This is a genomic window from Caballeronia hypogeia (genome assembly GCF_001544875.2).
In the GTDB taxonomy this organism is placed as follows: Bacteria; Pseudomonadota; Gammaproteobacteria; order Burkholderiales; family Burkholderiaceae; genus Caballeronia; species Caballeronia hypogeia.
In genome coordinates, this window is record NZ_FCOA02000001.1 from 605,483 (window position 1) to 623,629 (window position 18,147).

An 18,147-nucleotide genomic window follows, 5' to 3' on the forward strand; every position below is an offset into this window, starting at 1 on the left:
GAGACCTCAACGCACCTGAAAGCGGCCATTGCCGCCGCCGATGATCGTCGCGCGGCCCGCCGCCGAGATCAGCGTGATTTCCATCGGCGTGTCGATGGCTTCGGTGCCGAACACGAGTCGGCTCACGGTCTTGTCCGAGTCGAGAAACTGGATCGACACGCCGGTCACGCCGCCTTCCCAGCGGCGCGCGCGCAGCAGGTCGTCGCGCAGCGGACGCCAGCCGTCTTCCGTGCGGATGTCGAAGCGAAAGCCGCCGTCGACCGGCTGCCATGCGATCGGCCGCGCGCGCACCTGCGCCTCGTCGCCCGCCGATTCGAACAGCAGCGCGAGACGCTGCGCTTCCTCGTTCAGGTCGGTGCGCGGGTTGCGCGTCAGTTGCAGCGACGCGAGCGACACGAGCAAACCCGCGATCACCAGCACGACGAGCATTTCGAGCAGCGTGAAGCCCGCGTTGCGCCGTCTCGTCGAATGCCTGTCGTGCGTGTTCACGTCAAATGCCTTCCGTTACCGCCGGGGCGTCTATTGCCACGAGCCGACGTCGGCATCGTTGCCTTCGCCGCCCGCCTTCTGGTCCGCGCCGTAGCTGAACACGTCGATTTCGCCGTGCACGCCAGGATTCAGATATTGATACTGACCGCCCCACGGATCAGCCGGCAGACGCTCCAGATAGCCGCCGTCCTTCCAGTTGTTCGGCACCGGCTCGGTCGAGGGCTTCTCGATCAGCGCGCGCAGGCCTTGCTCCTGCGTCGGATAGCGGCCGTTGTCGAGGCGGTAGAGCTTCATCGCCTGCATGATGGTGCCGATGTCCTGCTTCGCGGCAACGCGGCGCGCCTCGTCCGGGCGGCTCATGATCTTCGGCACGATCAGCGCGGCGAGAATGCCGAGAATCGCGATCACGACCATGATTTCGATCAGCGTGAAGCCGCGCTGTCGACGGCCCTGCGCCTGAGCTTGTTGAATTCGCATGCGGCGTTGTGTCCACATTTGCATGAATGCTACCTCTGGTATTGAAAAATATCGTTTCCGGGCTGCGCGCCCGGTGATGATTGAAAAAAATCGCGGCTTCCGCATCGGCGGAGCCACCGGTCATTCTATCGATATGCTTTCGTCGCGTACTTCTGGTGCTGACGAGGCATCGCGTCGCGCCGGACGATTCGAGTTCCGTTCAGCGCACCCAGATCGTCGGCCCGGGTGGATTCTGCGGCAGGAAGATCTCCGATTTCACGCCGTTGCGCTCGATGATGATCGAACGCGCGCGCACCTCCGAGAGTTTCACTCCCTGCGTGAGCGCGCCGCCGAGCGACACGGCTTTCGCCGGCTCGCCGCCGTAGCTCACGATGGCCGCGGCGCCGCCCTGCAGCGCCAGAATGCCGAACAGATGCACATCCGAATTGGCCTGGCGCTCCAGCCGTCCGCCAAAAATCGTGGCGGCCTGCTCGACCGAGGGTGCGCGCGTCGCGGCCGCGCCGGGCAGCGGCGCGGTCTGGCGCGAGGTGAGCGTGACGACCCAGTACGTCACCGTCACGCAGAAAAGCGCCAGGGCGGCAAGCGTCAGCAAGCGAGTTTGAAGGGCGTTCATTACTGCACCAGATTATTCAGTTCGATGATCGGCAGCATCACCGCGAGCACGATCACCAGCACGATGCCGCCCATCGCCAGAATCAGCAGCGGTTCGAGCAGGCTCGTCAGGAACATCGTGCGGCGTTCGAGCTCGCGCGCTTCGCCTTCGGAGGCGCGGTCGAGCATCGTGGTGACGTCGCCGGTGGCTTCGCCCGAGCGGATCAGGTGAACCAGCACGGGCGGGAACGTCTTCGTGTTGCCGAGCGCGCGCGACAGCGACGAGCCTTCGCGCACGCGCACGATGGCGTCATCGACGTTCTCGCGCATCGCCGTGTTGCTGAGCGTTTCGCCGGCCGCCTGCAGCGCGCGCAGGATCGGCACGCCGGCGGCGGTCAGAATCGCGAGCGTGCTGGCGAAGCGCACTGTGTTATAGCCGCGCACCAGCTTGCCGATGAGCGGCGCGCCCAGCAGCCAGCGGTCGAAGGACATGCGCGGTCCGGGCCGCGCGAGGATGGTTTTGATCAGCCACGCGAGCACCACGACGGCGATCAGCACCGCCCACCAGTAGCTTCGGACGAAGGCGGAGAGCGCCATCATCATGACGGTGAGGAAGGGCAGCGCCTGCTTCGTGCTCGCGAATACGTTCACGACCTGCGGCACCACATAGCTCAGCAGAAACGTGACGATGCCGAACGCGATGAGCGTGACGACGCCGGGATACGTGAACGCCAGAACGATCTTCTGCTTGAGCGCGTTGCGCTGCTCGATGTAGTCCGCGAGGCGCGACAGCACGAGGCCGAGCTTGCCGGTATGCTCGCCCGCCGCGACCAGCGCGCGATAAATCTCGGGAAAATCCTTCGGATGCTGCGCAAGCGCATTGGCGAACGAATGGCCGCCGAGCACTTCGGCGCGGATCGCGGCCATCAGCTCGCGAATGTAATCGCGCTCCGACTGCTCGGTCAGCACCGAGAGCGTCTCGCCGAGCGGTAGGCCGGCGATCAAAAGGCTCGCGAGCTGGCGCGTGAGGATCGCCTGCTCGCGCTGCGACAAACGGCGTCCGAGCGACAAGCGTTGCTGCCGCTCGCCGCGCGTGCGCGAACCCGCCGCTTCGACGATGAGCGGCGTCAGCCCTTGCGTGCGCAACTGGCTGCGCGCGGCGCGGGCGCTGTCGGCGTCGAGCACGCCTTTTTGCGTCTTGCCCGCCGAGTCGATCGCTTCGAAACGAAAAGCCGGCATACGTTTAGTCCCCGCCCGTCACGCGCAGCACTTCTTCCAGCGATGTCACGCCCGCCGCGAGCCAGCGGTCGCCGTCTTCCCGCAGCGTGCGCATGCCTTGCGTGCGGCCCGCTTCGAGAATCTCGGCATCCGCCGCGTTGCGATGGATCAGCGGGCGAATGGTGTCGTCGATCAACAGCAATTCATAAACCCCGCGACGGCCGACATAGCCCGACTGGCCGCATCGGTCGCAGCCCACCGGATGATAATGCTTCGTGCCGTCTTCCTCGACGCGCTCTTCCTTGCACACCGGGCAAAGCTGTCGCACAAGCCGCTGCGCGAGCACGCCGAGCAGCGAGGACGCGAGCAGATACGGCTCCACGCCCATGTCCGTCAGGCGCGTGACGGCCGAGGCGGCGTCGTTCGTGTGCAGCGTCGCGAGCACCAGGTGACCGGTGAGCGAAGCCTGCACCGCGATCTGCGCGGTTTCGAGGTCGCGGATTTCACCGATCATGATGATGTCCGGATCCTGACGCAGAATCGAGCGCAGCGCACGCGCGAAGGTCATGCCGATGCGCTCGTTCACCTGCGTCTGGCCGATGCCCGACAGGTCGTATTCGATCGGATCTTCCACCGTCATGATGTTGGTGGTCGTCGTCTCCAGCCGCGACATCGACGCGTACAGCGTGGTCGTCTTGCCGGAGCCGGTCGGGCCGGTCACGAGCACGATGCCGTGCGGCTTGCCGATCAGCTTGTCGAAGTGGACGAGCGTGTCGCGCGCCATGCCGAGCGTTTCGAGATTCAGGCGTTGTGCATCCTTTTCCAGGAGACGCAGCACCGCGCGCTCGCCGTGGCCGGTCGGCAGCGTGGAAACACGCACGTCGACCGGACGTCCGCCCACGCGCAACGTGATGCGACCATCCTGAGGCAAACGTTTTTCAGCGATATCGAGCTGCGCCATGATCTTGATACGCGAGATCAGCGCCCCGTGCAGCGCCTTCTTCGGGCGCACGACGTCGCGCAACGTGCCATCGACGCGAAAACGCACGACCGATGCATTCTCGAATGGTTCGATGTGAATATCCGACGCCTGTTCGCGCGCCGCCTGCGTGAGCAGCGCATTGATCATGCGGATGATCGGCGCGTCGTCCTCCGATTCCAGCAAGTCCTCGACTTCCGGAATGTCCTGCATCAGGCGCGACAGGTCGACTTCGCCTTCCACTTCGCCCACCACCTGCGCCGCGCTGCCGTCGTTGCGGGCGTAGGCTGAATTGATCGCGGCGGCGAGCTCGTCGGCGGGCTTGCGCACGATGGACAGCGCACCGAAATTACGCGCGACTTCGGCGAGCGCCGCATCTGTCGTCCGGTCGCTGATCCACACTTCGATGCCGTCCGGATGGTGATGCGCGAGCAGAATCTGCCCGCTGCGCGCGAAGCTGTACGGCACGAGACGCGCCGCCAGCGGCGATGCCGCCGCGCTCGCGTTTTCGTCGATGCCGTTCATCGTGCTCACGGATGCACTCCCGTCGCCGCATTGCCCGGCATGACGTTGGTCGCGCCATTCGCCGGCATCGGATTGGTGGCGCCGTTCGCCGGCATCGGGTTCGTCGCGCCGTTCGAGGAAGGCACCGGATAGCTTTGCGGCGGCAAGGTCGATTCCGGCGCGGTTTGAGTCGGCTGCGGCGCGGGCCCGGCGTCCGGACTCTGCGGCAGCGTCGTGCTCGGGCCGGAGCCGCGCGTCGTGTTGCTCCAGTCGAGCAGGTTCTGTGCCGGCGCGCCGCCGCCTTCGCTCGGACCGAGCGGCTTCGGCGGCATGACCGGCACGTTCTGATCCTTGACCAGGCGGTTGTCGGTCGTCGAACCGTATTGCTGCTGGCGCAGATAGTCGTAGCGCGTGTTCGCGATCTGCGTGGACGTCGCCTGATCGCGCACGATCACCGGGCGCAGGAACACCATCAGGTTGGTCTTCGTGCGAGCCTTGCTCTCGCTGCGGAACAGGCTGCCGATGAACGGAATGTCGCCCAGCAGCGGAATCTTGCTGTTGTTGTTGGTGTACTGATCCTGCATCAGGCCGCCGAGCACGACGACCTCTCCGTCGTCGGCCAGAATGGTCGACTGCACGGAGCGCGTATTGATGGTCACGCCACCCGGATCGGTCTTCGTGGTCGGATCGACGCTCGAATCTTCCTGATAGATCTGCATCTTCAGCACGCCGCCGTCCGTGATCTGCGGCTTCACGTGCAGCGTCACGCCGACGTCGCGGCGGTCGAACGTGTTGAACGCGGAGACCGAGGTCGCGGTGTTCGCGGTCGGCGTCGCGTACGAACCGGTCAGGACCGGCACGTTCTGGCCGACGACGATCTTCGCTTCTTCGTTATCCAGCGTGATCAGGTTCGGCGTCGAGAGGATGTTTGCATCCGCCGACGTGGACAGCGCCTGCAGCAGCCCGCCGAGACCGAACAGGTTGCCGAATTTGTGCAGCAAGCCGATGTTCAGGCCCTGCGCGAGCAAGCCGGTCGTCGAAGTGATCGACGACGGATTCTGCGCGATCGCGTTACCCGTCGCGGTCAGGTCGACAATGTTGGTGTTGCCGCTGCCGAAGCTCGAACTTCCGTAGAGCGCGTTGTTGCCGCCATTCGAGAGCAGCGCGCCTTGCCACTGGATGCCGAGATTCGCGCCGGTCGTCGCGGAGAGTTCCACGATCAACGCTTCGATATAGACCTGGGCGCGGCGCGCGTCGAGCTGGTCGATCACGGCGCGCAGGTTGCGGTACATCGGATCGGGCGCGGTGATGATGAGCGAGTTCGTCGCCGAATCCGCCTGGATCATGCCGCCGCCCTGTTCGCTGCCCTGGTCGTTGTCCTTGTTCGACGAGAAGCCCGAATCGCGGTTGCCGCCGCTGCCGGTCATCGGATTGTTGCCGGTGCCGGAGCTCGACGAGCCGAGGCCGCCGGGCAGCGGCGGCATGCCGGACTGCCCCGTGGAAGTCGACGAATTATTGTTGAGCCCGCCGCCGCTGTTGCCGAACGAATTCGAACTGGTCGGAGACGTGTTGTCCGAGCCGCTGCCCTTGCCGAGCATGCCGCGCAGCGTCTTGGCGAGGCGTGTCGCGTCGGCGTTGCGCAGCGCCACGACGTGCATGTTGCCGGGCTGCGCCGTGGGCGAGTCGAGCTTCTGCACCAGTTGCTTCGCGGCGGCGAGGCGTGCGCTGCTCGATGCGCGGAGCATCACCGAATTGGTGCGGGCATCCGGCGTGACGGTGACTTTCAGCGTGGCGTCGGTGCTGCCGATGGTGCCGGGATCGAGCAGCTTGTTCATCTGCTCGGCGACGTCGATGGCGTTCGCGTTCTTCAGCGTGACGAGGTCCACCTCGCGTCCGGCCGCCGTGTCCACGCCCGCGATGATGCCCGCGATGCGGCGCACGTTGTCGGCGTAATCGGTGACGACGAGCGTGTTGTTGGCCGGGTAGGCAGCGATCGTGTTGTTCGGCGAGATCAGCGGACGAAGCACCGGCAGCAGGTTGTTCGCCGACTCGTTGCGAAGCTGGAAAACCTGCGTGATGACCTGATCGCCGCGCGCGGCCGGCTGGTTACCGACATAGGTGGGCACGCCCTGCAGCTTGGCGTCGGCTTCGGGCACGACCTTCAGGACGCCGTGATCCTGAACCAGCGCGAAGCCCTGCATGCGCAGCGACGACTGCAAGGTCTTCAGCGCCTGATCCTCGGGTACCGGATTCTCCGAGACAAGATTGAGTTGTCCCTTGACGCGGGGATCGACGATGATGGTTTTGCCGGTGGCGGCGCCGATCGCTTTCGCGACCTGGTCGATGTCCGCATTGACGAAATTCAACGTCACTTGCGCGTGCGCGGCTTGCGCGACGATAAGTCCCGCCGCCAGCAGTGCCGTCGCGATGCGACGCAGTGCCATAGGTTGTCTTCTCATGGATGTGATGTCAGAGCCGGCTCTCTGAGGAGCCAGCCAAGGCAGCACCGCTCGTCAGCCGAGAGCGCTGCCAACCGCTGCGGGACAGGCTGGCCCGTCCCCGCGGTCGTTTTAAAAAATGTGACGATAGCAGCTTTATGTAACGGAATTGTGCAAATTCGTTCCGCATCAAATCGCCCTGAAGCTGCTTCGCGCAATAAAAGTCCAGCGCCCTCAAGCTTTCAAAAAACTTGCCGATAGACCGTAAATGGGCGGTTCCCAAGGTCGGCCGATGCACGCGGGAGCCGAATTGTACCCTGTCCAGAACTCTTATTATTCATACATTTAGAACACGTCGACTGATGCGGCCGGCGCGATCCGCTGCGTGCCGGTTTTCGAGCGTTCCAAACGGCGTATGTCTGATAGACAACTTATGGTCTGAATCGTCAGCCGGTATGATACGGTCGGTTCCGCATTCCGGGCGGTTCGAAAAGGGTGGGTTTTCCCCGACGCAACCCGGCCGCGGACGTTGATTTGTTGGCGTTGGCGCCACGGCGCCGAAACGGCGGCTAGACGTTCCGCATGAGCGGATGGAGTAGAAACATAATGAAACGAATCCTGCGATTAATTGCGCTATGCGTGCCGATGCTGGCCGCCGCTTCCGCGCACGCAGACTGCTTCGACGAAGCGGCGAAATACCAGAAGGTCAACCCTCTCATCCTGCGCGCAATCGCCTGGCAGGAATCGCACAACAAGCCCGACGCCATCAACAAGAACGCCAATGGCTCGACCGACTACGGGCTGATGCAGATCAATTCGATCCATCTCAACACGCTCGCGCAATACGGCATCAACAGCGGCACGCTGATGGAGCCGTGCAAGAGCGTCTATGTCGCCGCGTGGCATCTGCGCCAGAAAATGAACAAGTACGGCAATTCGTGGCAGGCGGTCGGTGCTTACCATTCCGAAACACCGGCGCTGCGCGACAAGTATTCGGCACAGATCATCGAGATCCTGCGTCGCTGGAAGCTGCTCCAGGCCGCGCGCTGAGCTGCGGGCGTCCGTTGTCCCCGCGCGCCGCGTCCGGCGCATTTGATGCAAAATCCCTTATTCGATGGCCCGCGTCGCCCGACGGCAGCGCGGGCTCGTGCTCGCGCTCCTTTCTCCGTCACGCTCCACTGCGATGAACCAGACGCCATTGCCCATTACCGTGCTCTCGGGATTCACCGGCGCGGGTAAGACCACACTCGCCGACGCCCTGCTGGCCAACGCCGAAGGCGTGCGCATCGGCGCCGTGACCTGCGGCAAGTCCGTCGCGGGCGCGGACCGGCAAACCACCGAACTGCCCAACGGCTGCCTGCTGCTCACCCTGAGCGACCGGTCGATGGACGCGGTCGAAGGCGCGATCACCTGGATCGCGGAGCAGAAGCGCTTCGATGCCGTCATCGTCGAATCGTCGGGTTTCGCGGACCCGATCGCGATCGCCGAGCATCTCGCATTCGGCGACGACGATGACGCCACGCTGGCGGGACGCGCGCATCTCGATACCTTCGTCACAGTTATCGACGCCGCGAGTTTCATGCACGACTACGCTTCGTCGGACTCGCTCGCGGAGCGCGGCTTTGCAGCCGCGCATCAGTCTGATGACGACGAAGACAAGACGGTCGTCGAAATGCTCATCGCGCAGATCGAGTTCTGCGATGTCATCGTGATCAACAAGACCGATCTCGCCGGCAGCGATGAGGTTGAGAAGATCGCGCGCATCCTGCACGCACTCAATCCGCGCGCGCTTCAATTACGGGCGCAATCCGGCTATGTGCCGGTGGGCGAAGTACTGAGCACCGGACGCTTCGATTTCGACGCCACCGCGAGCGCACCCGGCTGGCTCGCGATTCTCAACGGCGACGATTCATCGGGCGACGAACCCGATGCTATCGGCGTGAACCATTTCGTGTACCGGGCGCGCCGACCGTTTCATCCCGCGCGATTGTGGAATCTGCTGCACCAGGAATGGCCGGGCGTGTTGCGCGCGAAGGGCTTCTTCTGGCTAGCCACGCGCAGCGAAGTCGGCGGTTCGCTGTCGCAGGCGGGCGGCACGGTGCGTCATGGTCCGGCGGGCGTGTGGTGGGCGGCGCAGGATCGCAGCGAGTGGCCGGCCGATGACCCCGAACTCGAAGCAGAGATCGTCGCTGAATGGTATGGCGATCCGGACGACAACAGCGTTGGCGATCGTCGGCAGGAACTGGTACTGATCGGTCTGGATCTCGACCCCGCCGCATGGCAGGACAAGTTCGATGACTGCCTTCTGACCGATGACGAATGGGCGCTCGGACCACAGGCGTGGACACGCTTCGACGATCCCTTCCCGGCATGGGAAGTGGAGGAGCATGATCATGACCACGATCGCGATCACGGTCCCGATTGCGATTGCGAGGACCATCGACATTGATCTGTGGGCAGCCACCGATGCCCATCGCGCGCACGAAAAAAAACCCGCCAAAGGCGGGTCATGTCCAACCGGCTACTTCTGGTAGCCTCACCTGCTCAACAATCGGCAAAAAGCTTACCGCTTGTTCACTGCGTCCTTGAATGCCTTGCCAGCCGTAAACTTGACCGTCTTTGCGGCCGGGATCTTGATGGACTCGCCGGTCTTCGGGTTGCGGCCGGTGCGCGCTGCGCGCTTTCCCGAGCCGAAGCTGCCAAAGCCGATCAACTGCACTGCGTCACCTTTCGATACAGCCTTCTTGATCACTTCGAGCAACGTGTCCAGCGTCTCGCCGGTTTGAGCCTTGCTGGCGCCGGTCTGAGCGGCCACGGCGTCGATCAATTCCTGTTTGTTCATTAAGGTTCCTTTATCAGTTTAGGTTGACACGAACAGCGCGAACGCGCCGATTATACGTGCGCAAGCCGTGCAGTCGAGTAGGGACGGCCTTCTGGCGGGTCCGCCCAACGAATCGGCGATCTTTCGCGCCACTTCACCGGCGTTGCTCCACTTCGTCACCTTCGCGCCGCCTCTGTACGCGGCGCTTGGTATGATAGCGCAGCGCAAACCCAATCAGGATAAGGGTTTCAAAGATTTACCCTTATATTTTTGGGGCTCCTGGCCGGCTTTTCGACGCAGGACACCTGGGTCCGATCCATGCTACGCGAGCTGATCATCGAATACGGCCTGCCGTTGGTTTTTGCCAACGTTCTCCTGGAGTGCCTCGGCCTTCCGCTCCCAGCCTTGCCCACATTGGTTTTGACGGGTGCGATCACGGTCTCCGCAAGCGCTGTGACGGGCGGTTTTCCGGCGCTGTTTCCATCGGCTGCTTGGGGCCCGCTCGTGGCGATCGTCGTCACCGCAAGCGCCGCCGCGCTCGTCGGCGATACGCTCTGGTTCTGGCTCGGACGCCGTTATGGCAGCCGCGTCCTCGGCTTCCTGTGCAAGCTGTCCATCTCGCGCGACTCCTGCGTGAGCCGCAGTCTCGACTTCTTCGGGCGCTTCGGCGTGCGCATCCTCGCGCTGTCGAAGTTCATCCCGGGCCTGTCGACGCTTGCGATCCCCGTTGCGGGCGCGACCGGCATCGGCTTCGGCAGCTTCGTCTTCTATGACGCCATCGGCGCGCTGCTCTGGTCCGGGCTCGGCGTCGTGTTCGGGGCAATGTTCGCGGATCTCGTCGATACCGGGCTCGCGTATCTCGACTGGCTCGGACGCGGCGCGATCGTCATCGCCGTGATTGCGCTCGCGCTCTATCTCGCTGCGCGCTGGTGGCGACGCGTGTCGCTGATGCGCAGGCTGCGCATGGCGCGCATCGATATCGCCACGCTGCGTGCGCTGCTCGAAGGCGAGCCGCCGCCGCTCGTCGTCGATGTGCGCCGCCACGAACGCCGCGCGATGGACCCGTATGCGATTCCCGGCGCGCTGCTGCTGAACGACGACGCCGCGACGCAACTCGCGGAGATCGCCCGCGACCGCAAGCTCGTCACGTACTGCGATTGCCCGAGCGAAGTGTCCGCCGCGCTGGCCGCGAGGGAACTCGCCGCGCATGGCTTCTCCGACGTCGCGCCACTGCTGGGCGGCCTCGCGGCATGGCGCGACGCGGGCTATGCGGTCGAGCCGCTCATCATCGACGACGCCCGGCAAGACATCGCTCAGATGATCGCCAAAGCGCCTTCCGCATAACTCGATCGCGTTCGCTTCGAGCGGACGCGTGGCATCTTCTCATCCACCGCATGACCGAATCCTCGCTTCTCACGCCGCACGATCTTCCCGCGCGTTGGCGTCACAAGCGCATCTTCACTTTTCTGAGCATGCCGTTCGCTCGCGGCAGCGCGTTTCTCAAGATCTGGGAGCGATGGCGCGACGACGCCGCGCGATGCGAGCGCTTGCATGTCATCGCGCTCGCGCCGCTCGATGCACTCGATGATCCGCCTTCCGAGCACGATGCATCACCGCTGGCCGCGCAACTCGCGCGTGCGTGGCCGATGCGCGTGGCGGGCGTGCATCGGCTTGAATTCGAGGCTGGGCGCGTGACGCTGACGCTTGCAATCGGCCCTGACGTGCGGGAATTGCTGTCACAGCTCTGGCTGCGCGCCGATGCGTTCCATATCGACTCGAGCGATCCTGCCGCAACCGGCGATGCGCGCAAGTCATACAAGGCGGTCGCGCGTCTCGCGGGCGATGACGCAACGGTTTCGGTGACGACGAGCATCGATGCGCGAACGGAAACGCGGCGTGCGCTCGAAGCATCGGGCTTTACTTGCGCGCCCGATGTCGCGCACGCGCCGCTGGTCGCGCGGTTCGCTCCGCGCTGGCGCGTGCGTCGCCACGAGCCGCCGCAGACATGCGAAGCGAAGACGCGCGAAGCCATTGTCATCGGCGCGGGTCTCGCCGGTTGCGCGATAACTTCGCGACTCGCGGCGCGCGGCTGGCGCGTCACGCTGATCGACCGGCATGCGCTGCCCGCGCGCGATGCATCGGGCAATCCGGCGGGCGTGTTTCATCCGATCGTCTGGCGTGACGACAGCATCGCCGCGCGGCTCACGCGCGCCGGCTTTCTGCATGCGTTGCACGCATGGCGCGCGCTCGAAGAAGCACATCACGATTTGCGACGAACCCACGCGGGCCTGCTGCAGATCGCCGATACCCCCGACGACGGCGATGCGCTTGCCGCCGCCATCGCGCGCTTCGCGTATCCATCGGAATACGTGCAGCCGATGACGCAAGCCGATGCATCGCGCATCGCCGGCGTCGAAGTCGCGCGCGGCGGCTGGTTCTTCCCGCATGGCGGCGCGATTTCGCCGGCGGCGGTGTGCGCGGCGCAGCTTGCCTGCGCATCGGATCGTCTGACGGCGCGTATGAACACGGACGTGGCGCGCATCGCGCACGATGACCACGGCTGGCATGCGTTCGATTCGGGCGGCGCGGAGATCGCGCGCGCGCCGGTCATGGTGCTGGCCAGCGCGCACGATGCCCAGCGCCTCGCCGGTCTGTACGGCAAGCCGACGCGCAGCGTGCGCGGCCAACTGAGCATTCTCGATACCCATGCGGCCGCGCTGCGCGTGCCGGTGATCGGCGAGGGCTACGCGGTTCCGCTCGGCGCGCGCGGCACGCTGATCGGCGCGACCTATGACATAGACGATCCTGACCGCGAGATTCGCGAAGCGGGGCATCGCGAGAACATCGGGCGCGTCGCGGGCATGTTGCCAGGGCTCGAGCTCGCGACGGATGCCGTGCGCGAAGGCCGCGTCGCGTTCCGCTGCGTGACCAGCGACCGCATGCCGATGATCGGCCAGCTCGCCGACGAAAACGCCGCGCGAGCCGACGCACGCCGCCTCTCCGGCGCGTGGCCGCTCGATCTGCCGCGCATGGCGGGGCTTTATGGCGCGTTCGCGTTCGGCTCGCGCGGCCTCGTCTGGGCAACGCTCGCGGCCGAGCTGATCGCATCGCAGATCGAGGGCGAGCCGTGGCCGATCGAGCGCGATCTGGCCGAAGCCATCGACCCAGCCCGTTTCTTGCTAAGGGCACTCCGGCATGGTGAGTTATCCCCGGCGACTTGTGGATAACCCGTCGGATTGAAGGTGAAACTCGTGTGAACGCGTTGTGCACGTAAACGGGACAACTTGAAGGCCGTCTTCGAAGTCCAAAAGTTGTTCCGAGTTTACCGCGGCGCGCCAACATGTTTACGGTGCGCTTCTGCTTTCTTCAAATCATTGAATCAAAAGATGAAAGATAGGTTATCCACAGAAGCGGGCGATGCTTGTTAACAACTACTACGTTTATATACAGTAAACCTGTAAACACCTGACGGAGAGGCCACCGTCAGCAGCATGTTCGAGAGTCCGGAACCCCGTAACTGGAACAACCGGTCAGCTTTTCCAATCTGGCCCAAACTCGGCAGTCGCTTTTACTTCATAAGAATCATGAGTTTGGGACTTTCTGTCAGGGGCACCGAGGTATGGCACAATCGCGCTTCTTCCTGCGTCGCGCCGTTCACACGGCGCCCGCTTCAATGGAACGATGGTTGCGCGCCAAGAATCTGATCAACCAAGCCGCAACGTCGTTTGCTGTGTTCGGCCGAGTAATCGAGCGAGCGCCGCGTGCATCGCCCCTGTCACACGGATCCGGGATCTCCGGTGCGACATTGCAGGCATGCATGGCCCGCCGCTTTCAGCCGGACGCGTCGTCTAATTCGTGCACGGCCAGACCGTGACGCCGTGTTCGTTCGCATTTCGTTTCGCCTGAATGAACCACCGCTCGCATGGACGGGCGGATGCGCGCCGCCCGCCAGCGCGCGCCGTCGATGCGAGTCGCGCAAAGCAACGTGCACCCTCTGCTAAAGCAGCAACGAAGGAGAAGCCAATACGATGAATTCGGCATTTTCATTTTTGCCCGCGTGGCCGCTCGAACCCGACGCCATTATGTGGGCCGGTCTCGCGCTCGTCACGGCGGGACTTGCCGGAGAACTGCTGTGGCGCGCGTGGCGACTGCCGCGCATCACCGGCTATGCGGTGATCGGACTGATCGCCGGCAATGCGGGTCTGGGAGTGATCGACTCCAGCGCGGGCGGCCTGTCGCGGCCGCTTCTCGATGTCGCGCTGGGCCTGCTGCTCTTCGAGCTCGGCGGCCGGCTCGATCTGCGCTGGATTCGCCGCAATCCGTACCTGATTCTGTCGAGCATCGCCGAGTCGACGTTTACGTTCGGCCTCGTGCTGATCGCGCTGACGCTGCTCAATGTGCCGACGATGCCCTCGGTCGTGGTCGCGGCCATCGCGATGGCCACGTCGCCCGCCATGGTCATTCAGCTGAAGACCGAACTGCGCGCGGAAGGCCAGGTCACGCAGCGTCTTCTTACCCTGACCGCGCTCAACAGCATGTACGCGGTCGTGGTCGAAAAACTCGCGGCAGGCGTGCTGCATCAGGAAATCTACGGCAACACGTTCGCCACGATCCTGCAGCCGCTTTATCTGCTCATCGGTTCACTGGTGCTCGCGTTCCTGCTCGCGCGCGCGTGCAACCTGCTGGTGCGCCGCCTGCCCGCAAACGACGAGCATTCGTTCGTCGCGCTGTTCGGGCTGGTGCTGCTGGCGATCGCGGTCGCGCACATCTTCAAGCTGTCGACGATTCTCGCGCTGCTGGCCGCCGGCATCATCGTGAAGAACGCCGACGAGCGGCCGCAACTCTGGCCGTCGCATTTCGGTTCGGCTGGCTGGCTGCTCACCGTGATCCTGTTCGCGCTGACGCTGACGTCGTTTCACTGGAGCGATATCGCGCTGGGCGGCTTGGCGGCGCTCGGGCTGATCGTCGCGCGCTTCATCGGCAAGCTGGTCGGCGTGCTGATCTTCGCCAAGCCGAGCGGACTGAACCTGAAGCAGGGCGCGGCCCTCGGCGTCGCGCTCACGCCGATGTCCGCGCTCGCGTATCTGCTCGTCGACGACATGTACGTGCTCTATCCCGACTACGATCCCACGCTGCGCGCGATCGTCATGTGCTCGATCGTCGTGCTGCAGATCGTGGCGCCTTTCGTGGTGTACCGTAGTTTGTCGGCGGTGGGCGAGCGGCGCGAATGACGCGCCGGCATTGAACATTCAAGAGGCGTCATGGCACTCGAACCTTTCATCAATTCCGAACCGTTCACGTTCGGCGTCGAACTGGAGATCCAGGTCGTCAATACGCACGACTACGATCTGACCCGCGCCGCGTCGGACCTCATGCGTCTCATCAAGGACGAAAAGATTCCGGGCAACATCACGCCCGAAATCACCGAAAGCATGATCGAGCTGTCGACCGGCATCTGCACGACGCACGAGCAGGCCGTCACCGATCTGCGCAAGATTCGTGACACGCTCGTCGCCGCGGCGGATCAGCTCAACGTCGGACTTGCCGGCGGAGGTACCCACGCCTTTCAGCAATGGAGCGACCGCCAGATCTACGACGCGCCGCGCTTCCAGTACATCTCCGAGCTGTACGGCTATCTTGCCAAACAGTTCACGGTGTTCGGCCAGCACGTCCACATTGGCTGCCCGGACCCGAACAGCGCGCTGTTCCTGCTGCATTCGATGTCGCGCTACATTCCGCATTTCATCGCGCTCTCGGCGTCGTCGCCGTATATCCAGGGCGTCGATACTGGCTTTCACTCGGCGCGCCTGAACTCGGTGTTCGCGTTCCCGCTGTCGGGCCGCGCGCCGTTCGTGCTGACCTGGGAAGGCTTCGAGGAGTACTTCTCGAAGATGGTCAACACGGGCGTCGTCAACAGCATGAAGGACTTCTACTGGGATATCCGGCCGAAGCCCGGCTTCGGCACGATCGAAGTCCGCGTGATGGACACGCCGTTGTCCGTCGACCGTGCCGCGGCCATCGCCTGCTACATTCAAACGCTGTCGCGCTATCTGCTGCTCGACAAGCCGCTGACGCCGCGCGAGGACGACTATCTGGTCTACACCTTCAATCGCTTCGAGGCGTGCCGCTTCGGGTTGCAAGGCACGTGCATCCATCCGCAGACGGGCGAGCGGCGGACGATCGGCGAGGACATTCTCGCGACGCTGGACGTGCTCAGGCCGCACGCCGAGGCGCTCGGCTCCCAGGCGGCGCTCGCCGAGGTGGCGGACATTGCACGTGGCATCAACGATGCGACGTGGCTGCGCGGCGTCGTCGACAAGGAGAAATCGCTGCACGAGGCGGTCAGGCAACAATGCCTGCAGTGGCGTCGATAACGCTGCGCTTACGCCGGTGAGTATTGGTGAATCAAGACGAAAGGCCGTTTAGATGAGAATCTAAGCGGCCTTTGTCTTTGCGCCCCTCCGTATGAAACACGTGCATGGCGAGCAAGCGGAATAAAGCGCTCGCGGCAACGTTTCAAGAAGAACCGATTCGATGCCGCTAAGGTTTACTTCAAAAAATCCGTATACGTCCGTAATAGTAGTTAACAAGTCCGTCACCAATCTGTGGAAAACGTCAAAAAGCGGCGCTGAGTCAACGGACTAGGGAAATGATAACCGTGTGGGTAGTACGCGCTCCGCGAGAGAACGTTCGGGACAACCGAAAGGCGCTCGGCGAAGCGACATGTGTTATCAAGAATACGTCCACAAACAAAGAAGACGTTTTTCCACGGGTTATCCACAGTTATGCGTGGATAATTAAGGTGTACGTTTGTTCTATGTCGCTTAGAATGGCGACTTTGCTGATGTAGCGTTATAGTCGGCAGGAAAACAGCGCCCCGTGCAGGAACATAAGACGGCGCATAAACGATGAGGGTTGCAACGTCCCCATTCAGGCACCGGCAATTGGCTTGGCACGCCTGAATTTTGAGACGGTGGGGACCGAGAACGGGGGCTGTCCGCAAGGGGTCGGTTTTTGGCATCTGCGGACGGTGTTCCGGGCGAGGTGTTCGCGGTGGTCAGCGCGAACGAGCCGTCAAAACTTATAAGCGGAACAACAAGCGAAAGACTATGAGTGAAGGCGTATACGGTGAGCAGGCGACGGGGCGGGTGACCCACGGTCTGCTGCGGCTGAGCACGGCGATGCGCAGCCAGGCTTGGGAATGGGCGGAGGGTGCGGGGCTTACGCCGACCCAGGGTGAGATTCTTGTTTTGCTCATGCAGCGAAAGGGGCCGATGCGTCTCGGGGAAATCGCGCGTGAGACGGCGTTGACCGCCGCCACCACGAGCGATGCGGTGAGCACGCTCGAAGGCAAGGGTCTCGTCGAGAAGCGCCGCGCGATCGACGACGGCCGCGCGCTCGCGGTGCGCCTGACCGCACGCGGCCGCACCGCGGCGAAAAAGGCGCTGCAATGGCCGGACTTCCTGGCGAAGGCAGTCGGCACGCTGCGCGAAGACGAGCAGGTGACGTTTTATCGCACGCTGCTGAAGACCATCCGTCAGCTCGAGGCGCAGGAACAAATTCCGGCGCACCGCATGTGTCTGACCTGCTCGCACTTCGAGGTCAGCAAGAATCCCAAGAAGACGCCGCATCATTGCGCGCTTCTGCAGATCGACATGGCTGAAACCGACCTGCGTCTCGACTGTTCGGTATACGAAGAAGCCGACGTCGCCACGCAGAAGAAGGTCTGGAAGGTCTTCGCTACGGTCGGCTGATTCCCGCCCGACGGCAGGAAGGCATTCGGCGGCATCCAGCGCTGTGACGGCGCGGCGAGTCGGTTAGACTGTGCCCGTCGCGCTTCGCAGCGAGGCGCGACTCGTCAATCTTTCGCCCCGGGAAAGCCGCCGATGAAACAAGAAGCCCTGGCGATTCGCCACGTCTATTTCGAAGATTTGGGCAGCCTCGAACACGTGCTCGGCGACCGCGGCCATCTGGTGCGCTATCTGGACGTCGGGCGCGGCCGCATCGACGCGCCCAATCCGCTCGATCCATCGCTGCTCGTCGTGCTCGGCGGGCCGATCGGCGCCTACGACGACGCGCATTATCCGCACCTTGCGCCGCTGCTCGCCATGCTCGAAAAGCGCATCGCGGCGGGAATGCCTACCATCGGCATTTGTCTCGGCTCGCAACTGATCGCGCGGGCGCTCGGCGCGCGCGTGTATCCGTCGGGCGGGCTGGAACTCGGCTGGTCGCCGCTCACGCTGACCGAAGCCGGCCGCGCCTCCGCGTTGCGTCATTTCGAAACCGATGGCGCGCCCATTCCCGTATTCCACTGGCACGGCGATACCTTCGAACTTCCCGAGAACGCGACGCTGCTCGCATCCACCGATCAATGCGCGCATCAGGCGTTCACGTGGGGCGAGCACGTGCTCGCGTTGCAATGTCATCCCGAAGTGCTCGCGGACCGCTTCGAAAGCTGGCTCGTCACCTATCCGGGCGATATCGCCAGGAGCGGCACGACCGTCGCGAAGCTGCGCGATGACACCGCACGCCATGGCGCGAATCTCGAACGTGCCGCCCGCGCGATGTTCGGCGAGTGGCTCGACCGCTTCGGCAGCAAGCGCGCAGACGTGTGATGGTATGAAGCTTGG

15 protein-coding genes are annotated in these 18,147 nt (G+C 63.8%); 8 read left to right on the forward strand and 7 right to left on the reverse strand.

From position 1 onward, the window contains the following. Window positions 1-6: 6 nt before the first annotated feature. From AWB79_RS02820 to gspD, 6 genes are all read right to left on the reverse strand, one after another. Complete coding sequence (locus AWB79_RS02820; RefSeq protein WP_061165813.1) at window positions 7-489, reverse strand: GspH/FimT family pseudopilin; 483 nt, start codon at window positions 487-489, stop codon at window positions 7-9. Window positions 490-519: 30 nt separating this feature from the next. Continuing rightward, on the reverse strand, window positions 520-990 hold the full coding sequence (gene gspG, locus AWB79_RS02825) for a type II secretion system major pseudopilin GspG (RefSeq protein ID WP_061165814.1): 471 nt from the start codon (window positions 988-990) through the stop codon (window positions 520-522). 175 nt (window positions 991-1,165) lie between these two features. Then, the gene (locus AWB79_RS02830) at window positions 1,166-1,579 is read right to left on the reverse strand and encodes a type II secretion system protein N (RefSeq protein ID WP_061165815.1); all 414 of its coding nucleotides are present in this window, start codon (window positions 1,577-1,579) and stop codon (window positions 1,166-1,168) included. Continuing rightward, window positions 1,579-2,796, reverse strand: coding sequence for a type II secretion system inner membrane protein GspF (gspF, locus tag AWB79_RS02835; protein ID WP_061165816.1), 1,218 nt, complete (start codon window positions 2,794-2,796; stop codon window positions 1,579-1,581). The genes AWB79_RS02830 and gspF overlap by 1 nt, the downstream gene beginning before the upstream one ends. 4 nt (window positions 2,797-2,800) lie before the next feature. Further along, window positions 2,801-4,279 (reverse strand): type II secretion system ATPase GspE, encoded by a 1,479-nt coding sequence (gene gspE, locus AWB79_RS02840; protein WP_061165959.1) that lies wholly within the window; start codon window positions 4,277-4,279, stop codon window positions 2,801-2,803. A gap of 5 nt (window positions 4,280-4,284) precedes the next feature. Continuing rightward, complete coding sequence (gene gspD, locus AWB79_RS02845; protein WP_061165817.1) at window positions 4,285-6,702, reverse strand: type II secretion system secretin GspD; 2,418 nt, start codon at window positions 6,700-6,702, stop codon at window positions 4,285-4,287. A gap of 600 nt (window positions 6,703-7,302) precedes the next feature. On the opposite strand from gspD, the gene AWB79_RS02850 reads away from it, so the two are divergent. Further along, a complete protein-coding gene (locus AWB79_RS02850) occupies window positions 7,303-7,746 on the forward strand; it encodes a lytic transglycosylase domain-containing protein (protein WP_061165818.1) in 444 nt (147 codons plus the stop codon). Window positions 7,747-7,879: 133 nt separating this feature from the next. Next, complete coding sequence (locus AWB79_RS02855; protein WP_061165819.1) at window positions 7,880-9,145, forward strand: GTP-binding protein; 1,266 nt, start codon at window positions 7,880-7,882, stop codon at window positions 9,143-9,145. A gap of 114 nt (window positions 9,146-9,259) precedes the next feature. Here the strand turns inward: AWB79_RS02855 and AWB79_RS02860 are convergent, their stop codons facing one another. Beyond that, a complete protein-coding gene (locus tag AWB79_RS02860) occupies window positions 9,260-9,538 on the reverse strand; it encodes an HU family DNA-binding protein (RefSeq protein WP_008352404.1) in 279 nt (92 codons plus the stop codon). A gap of 297 nt (window positions 9,539-9,835) precedes the next feature. Between AWB79_RS02860 and AWB79_RS02865 the strand changes: the two genes are divergently transcribed. From AWB79_RS02865 to AWB79_RS02890, 6 genes are all read left to right on the forward strand, one after another. Next, window positions 9,836-10,861 (forward strand): VTT domain-containing protein, encoded by a 1,026-nt coding sequence (locus AWB79_RS02865; RefSeq protein WP_061165820.1) that lies wholly within the window; start codon window positions 9,836-9,838, stop codon window positions 10,859-10,861. Window positions 10,862-10,911: 50 nt separating this feature from the next. After that, complete coding sequence (gene mnmC / locus AWB79_RS02870) at window positions 10,912-12,744, forward strand: bifunctional tRNA (5-methylaminomethyl-2-thiouridine)(34)-methyltransferase MnmC2/FAD-dependent 5-carboxymethylaminomethyl-2-thiouridine(34) oxidoreductase MnmC1 (RefSeq protein ID WP_061165821.1); 1,833 nt, start codon at window positions 10,912-10,914, stop codon at window positions 12,742-12,744. Window positions 12,745-13,545: 801 nt separating this feature from the next. Continuing rightward, window positions 13,546-14,748: a cation:proton antiporter gene (locus AWB79_RS02875; RefSeq protein WP_061165822.1), complete on the forward strand. Its 1,203-nt coding sequence runs from the start codon at window positions 13,546-13,548 to the stop codon at window positions 14,746-14,748. 30 nt (window positions 14,749-14,778) lie between these two features. Continuing rightward, window positions 14,779-15,891, forward strand: a complete 1,113-nt coding sequence (locus tag AWB79_RS02880) for a YbdK family carboxylate-amine ligase (protein ID WP_061165823.1) — start codon at window positions 14,779-14,781, stop codon at window positions 15,889-15,891. A gap of 735 nt (window positions 15,892-16,626) precedes the next feature. Beyond that, a complete protein-coding gene (locus AWB79_RS02885) occupies window positions 16,627-17,271 on the forward strand; it encodes a MarR family winged helix-turn-helix transcriptional regulator (protein WP_061165824.1) in 645 nt (214 codons plus the stop codon). A 132-nt stretch (window positions 17,272-17,403) separates the two neighbouring features. Continuing rightward, window positions 17,404-18,132, forward strand: a complete 729-nt coding sequence (locus AWB79_RS02890) for a glutamine amidotransferase (protein WP_061165825.1) — start codon at window positions 17,404-17,406, stop codon at window positions 18,130-18,132. The last annotated feature ends 15 nt before the right edge of the window (window positions 18,133-18,147 follow it).

Excerpts from the sequence above, each read along its gene's own strand:
- gspG (WP_061165814.1), bottom strand. The coding sequence starts at position 990 with ATGCAAATGTGGACACAACGCCGCATGCGAATTCAACAAGCTCAGGCG.
- AWB79_RS02830 (WP_061165815.1), bottom strand. The coding sequence starts at position 1,579 with ATGAACGCCCTTCAAACTCGCTTGCTGACGCTTGCCGCCCTGGCGCTT.
- gspF (WP_061165816.1), bottom strand. The coding sequence starts at position 2,796 with ATGCCGGCTTTTCGTTTCGAAGCGATCGACTCGGCGGGCAAGACGCAA.
- gspE (WP_061165959.1), bottom strand. The coding sequence starts at position 4,279 with ATGAACGGCATCGACGAAAACGCGAGCGCGGCGGCATCGCCGCTGGCG.
- gspD (WP_061165817.1), bottom strand. The coding sequence starts at position 6,702 with ATGGCACTGCGTCGCATCGCGACGGCACTGCTGGCGGCGGGACTTATC.
- AWB79_RS02850 (WP_061165818.1), top strand. The coding sequence starts at position 7,303 with ATGAAACGAATCCTGCGATTAATTGCGCTATGCGTGCCGATGCTGGCC.
- AWB79_RS02855 (WP_061165819.1), top strand. The coding sequence starts at position 7,880 with ATGAACCAGACGCCATTGCCCATTACCGTGCTCTCGGGATTCACCGGC.
- AWB79_RS02860 (WP_008352404.1), bottom strand. The coding sequence starts at position 9,538 with ATGAACAAACAGGAATTGATCGACGCCGTGGCCGCTCAGACCGGCGCC.
- AWB79_RS02865 (WP_061165820.1), top strand. The coding sequence starts at position 9,836 with ATGCTACGCGAGCTGATCATCGAATACGGCCTGCCGTTGGTTTTTGCC.
- mnmC (WP_061165821.1), top strand. The coding sequence starts at position 10,912 with ATGACCGAATCCTCGCTTCTCACGCCGCACGATCTTCCCGCGCGTTGG.
- AWB79_RS02875 (WP_061165822.1), top strand. The coding sequence starts at position 13,546 with ATGAATTCGGCATTTTCATTTTTGCCCGCGTGGCCGCTCGAACCCGAC.
- AWB79_RS02880 (WP_061165823.1), top strand. The coding sequence starts at position 14,779 with ATGGCACTCGAACCTTTCATCAATTCCGAACCGTTCACGTTCGGCGTC.
- AWB79_RS02885 (WP_061165824.1), top strand. The coding sequence starts at position 16,627 with ATGAGTGAAGGCGTATACGGTGAGCAGGCGACGGGGCGGGTGACCCAC.
- AWB79_RS02890 (WP_061165825.1), top strand. The coding sequence starts at position 17,404 with ATGAAACAAGAAGCCCTGGCGATTCGCCACGTCTATTTCGAAGATTTG.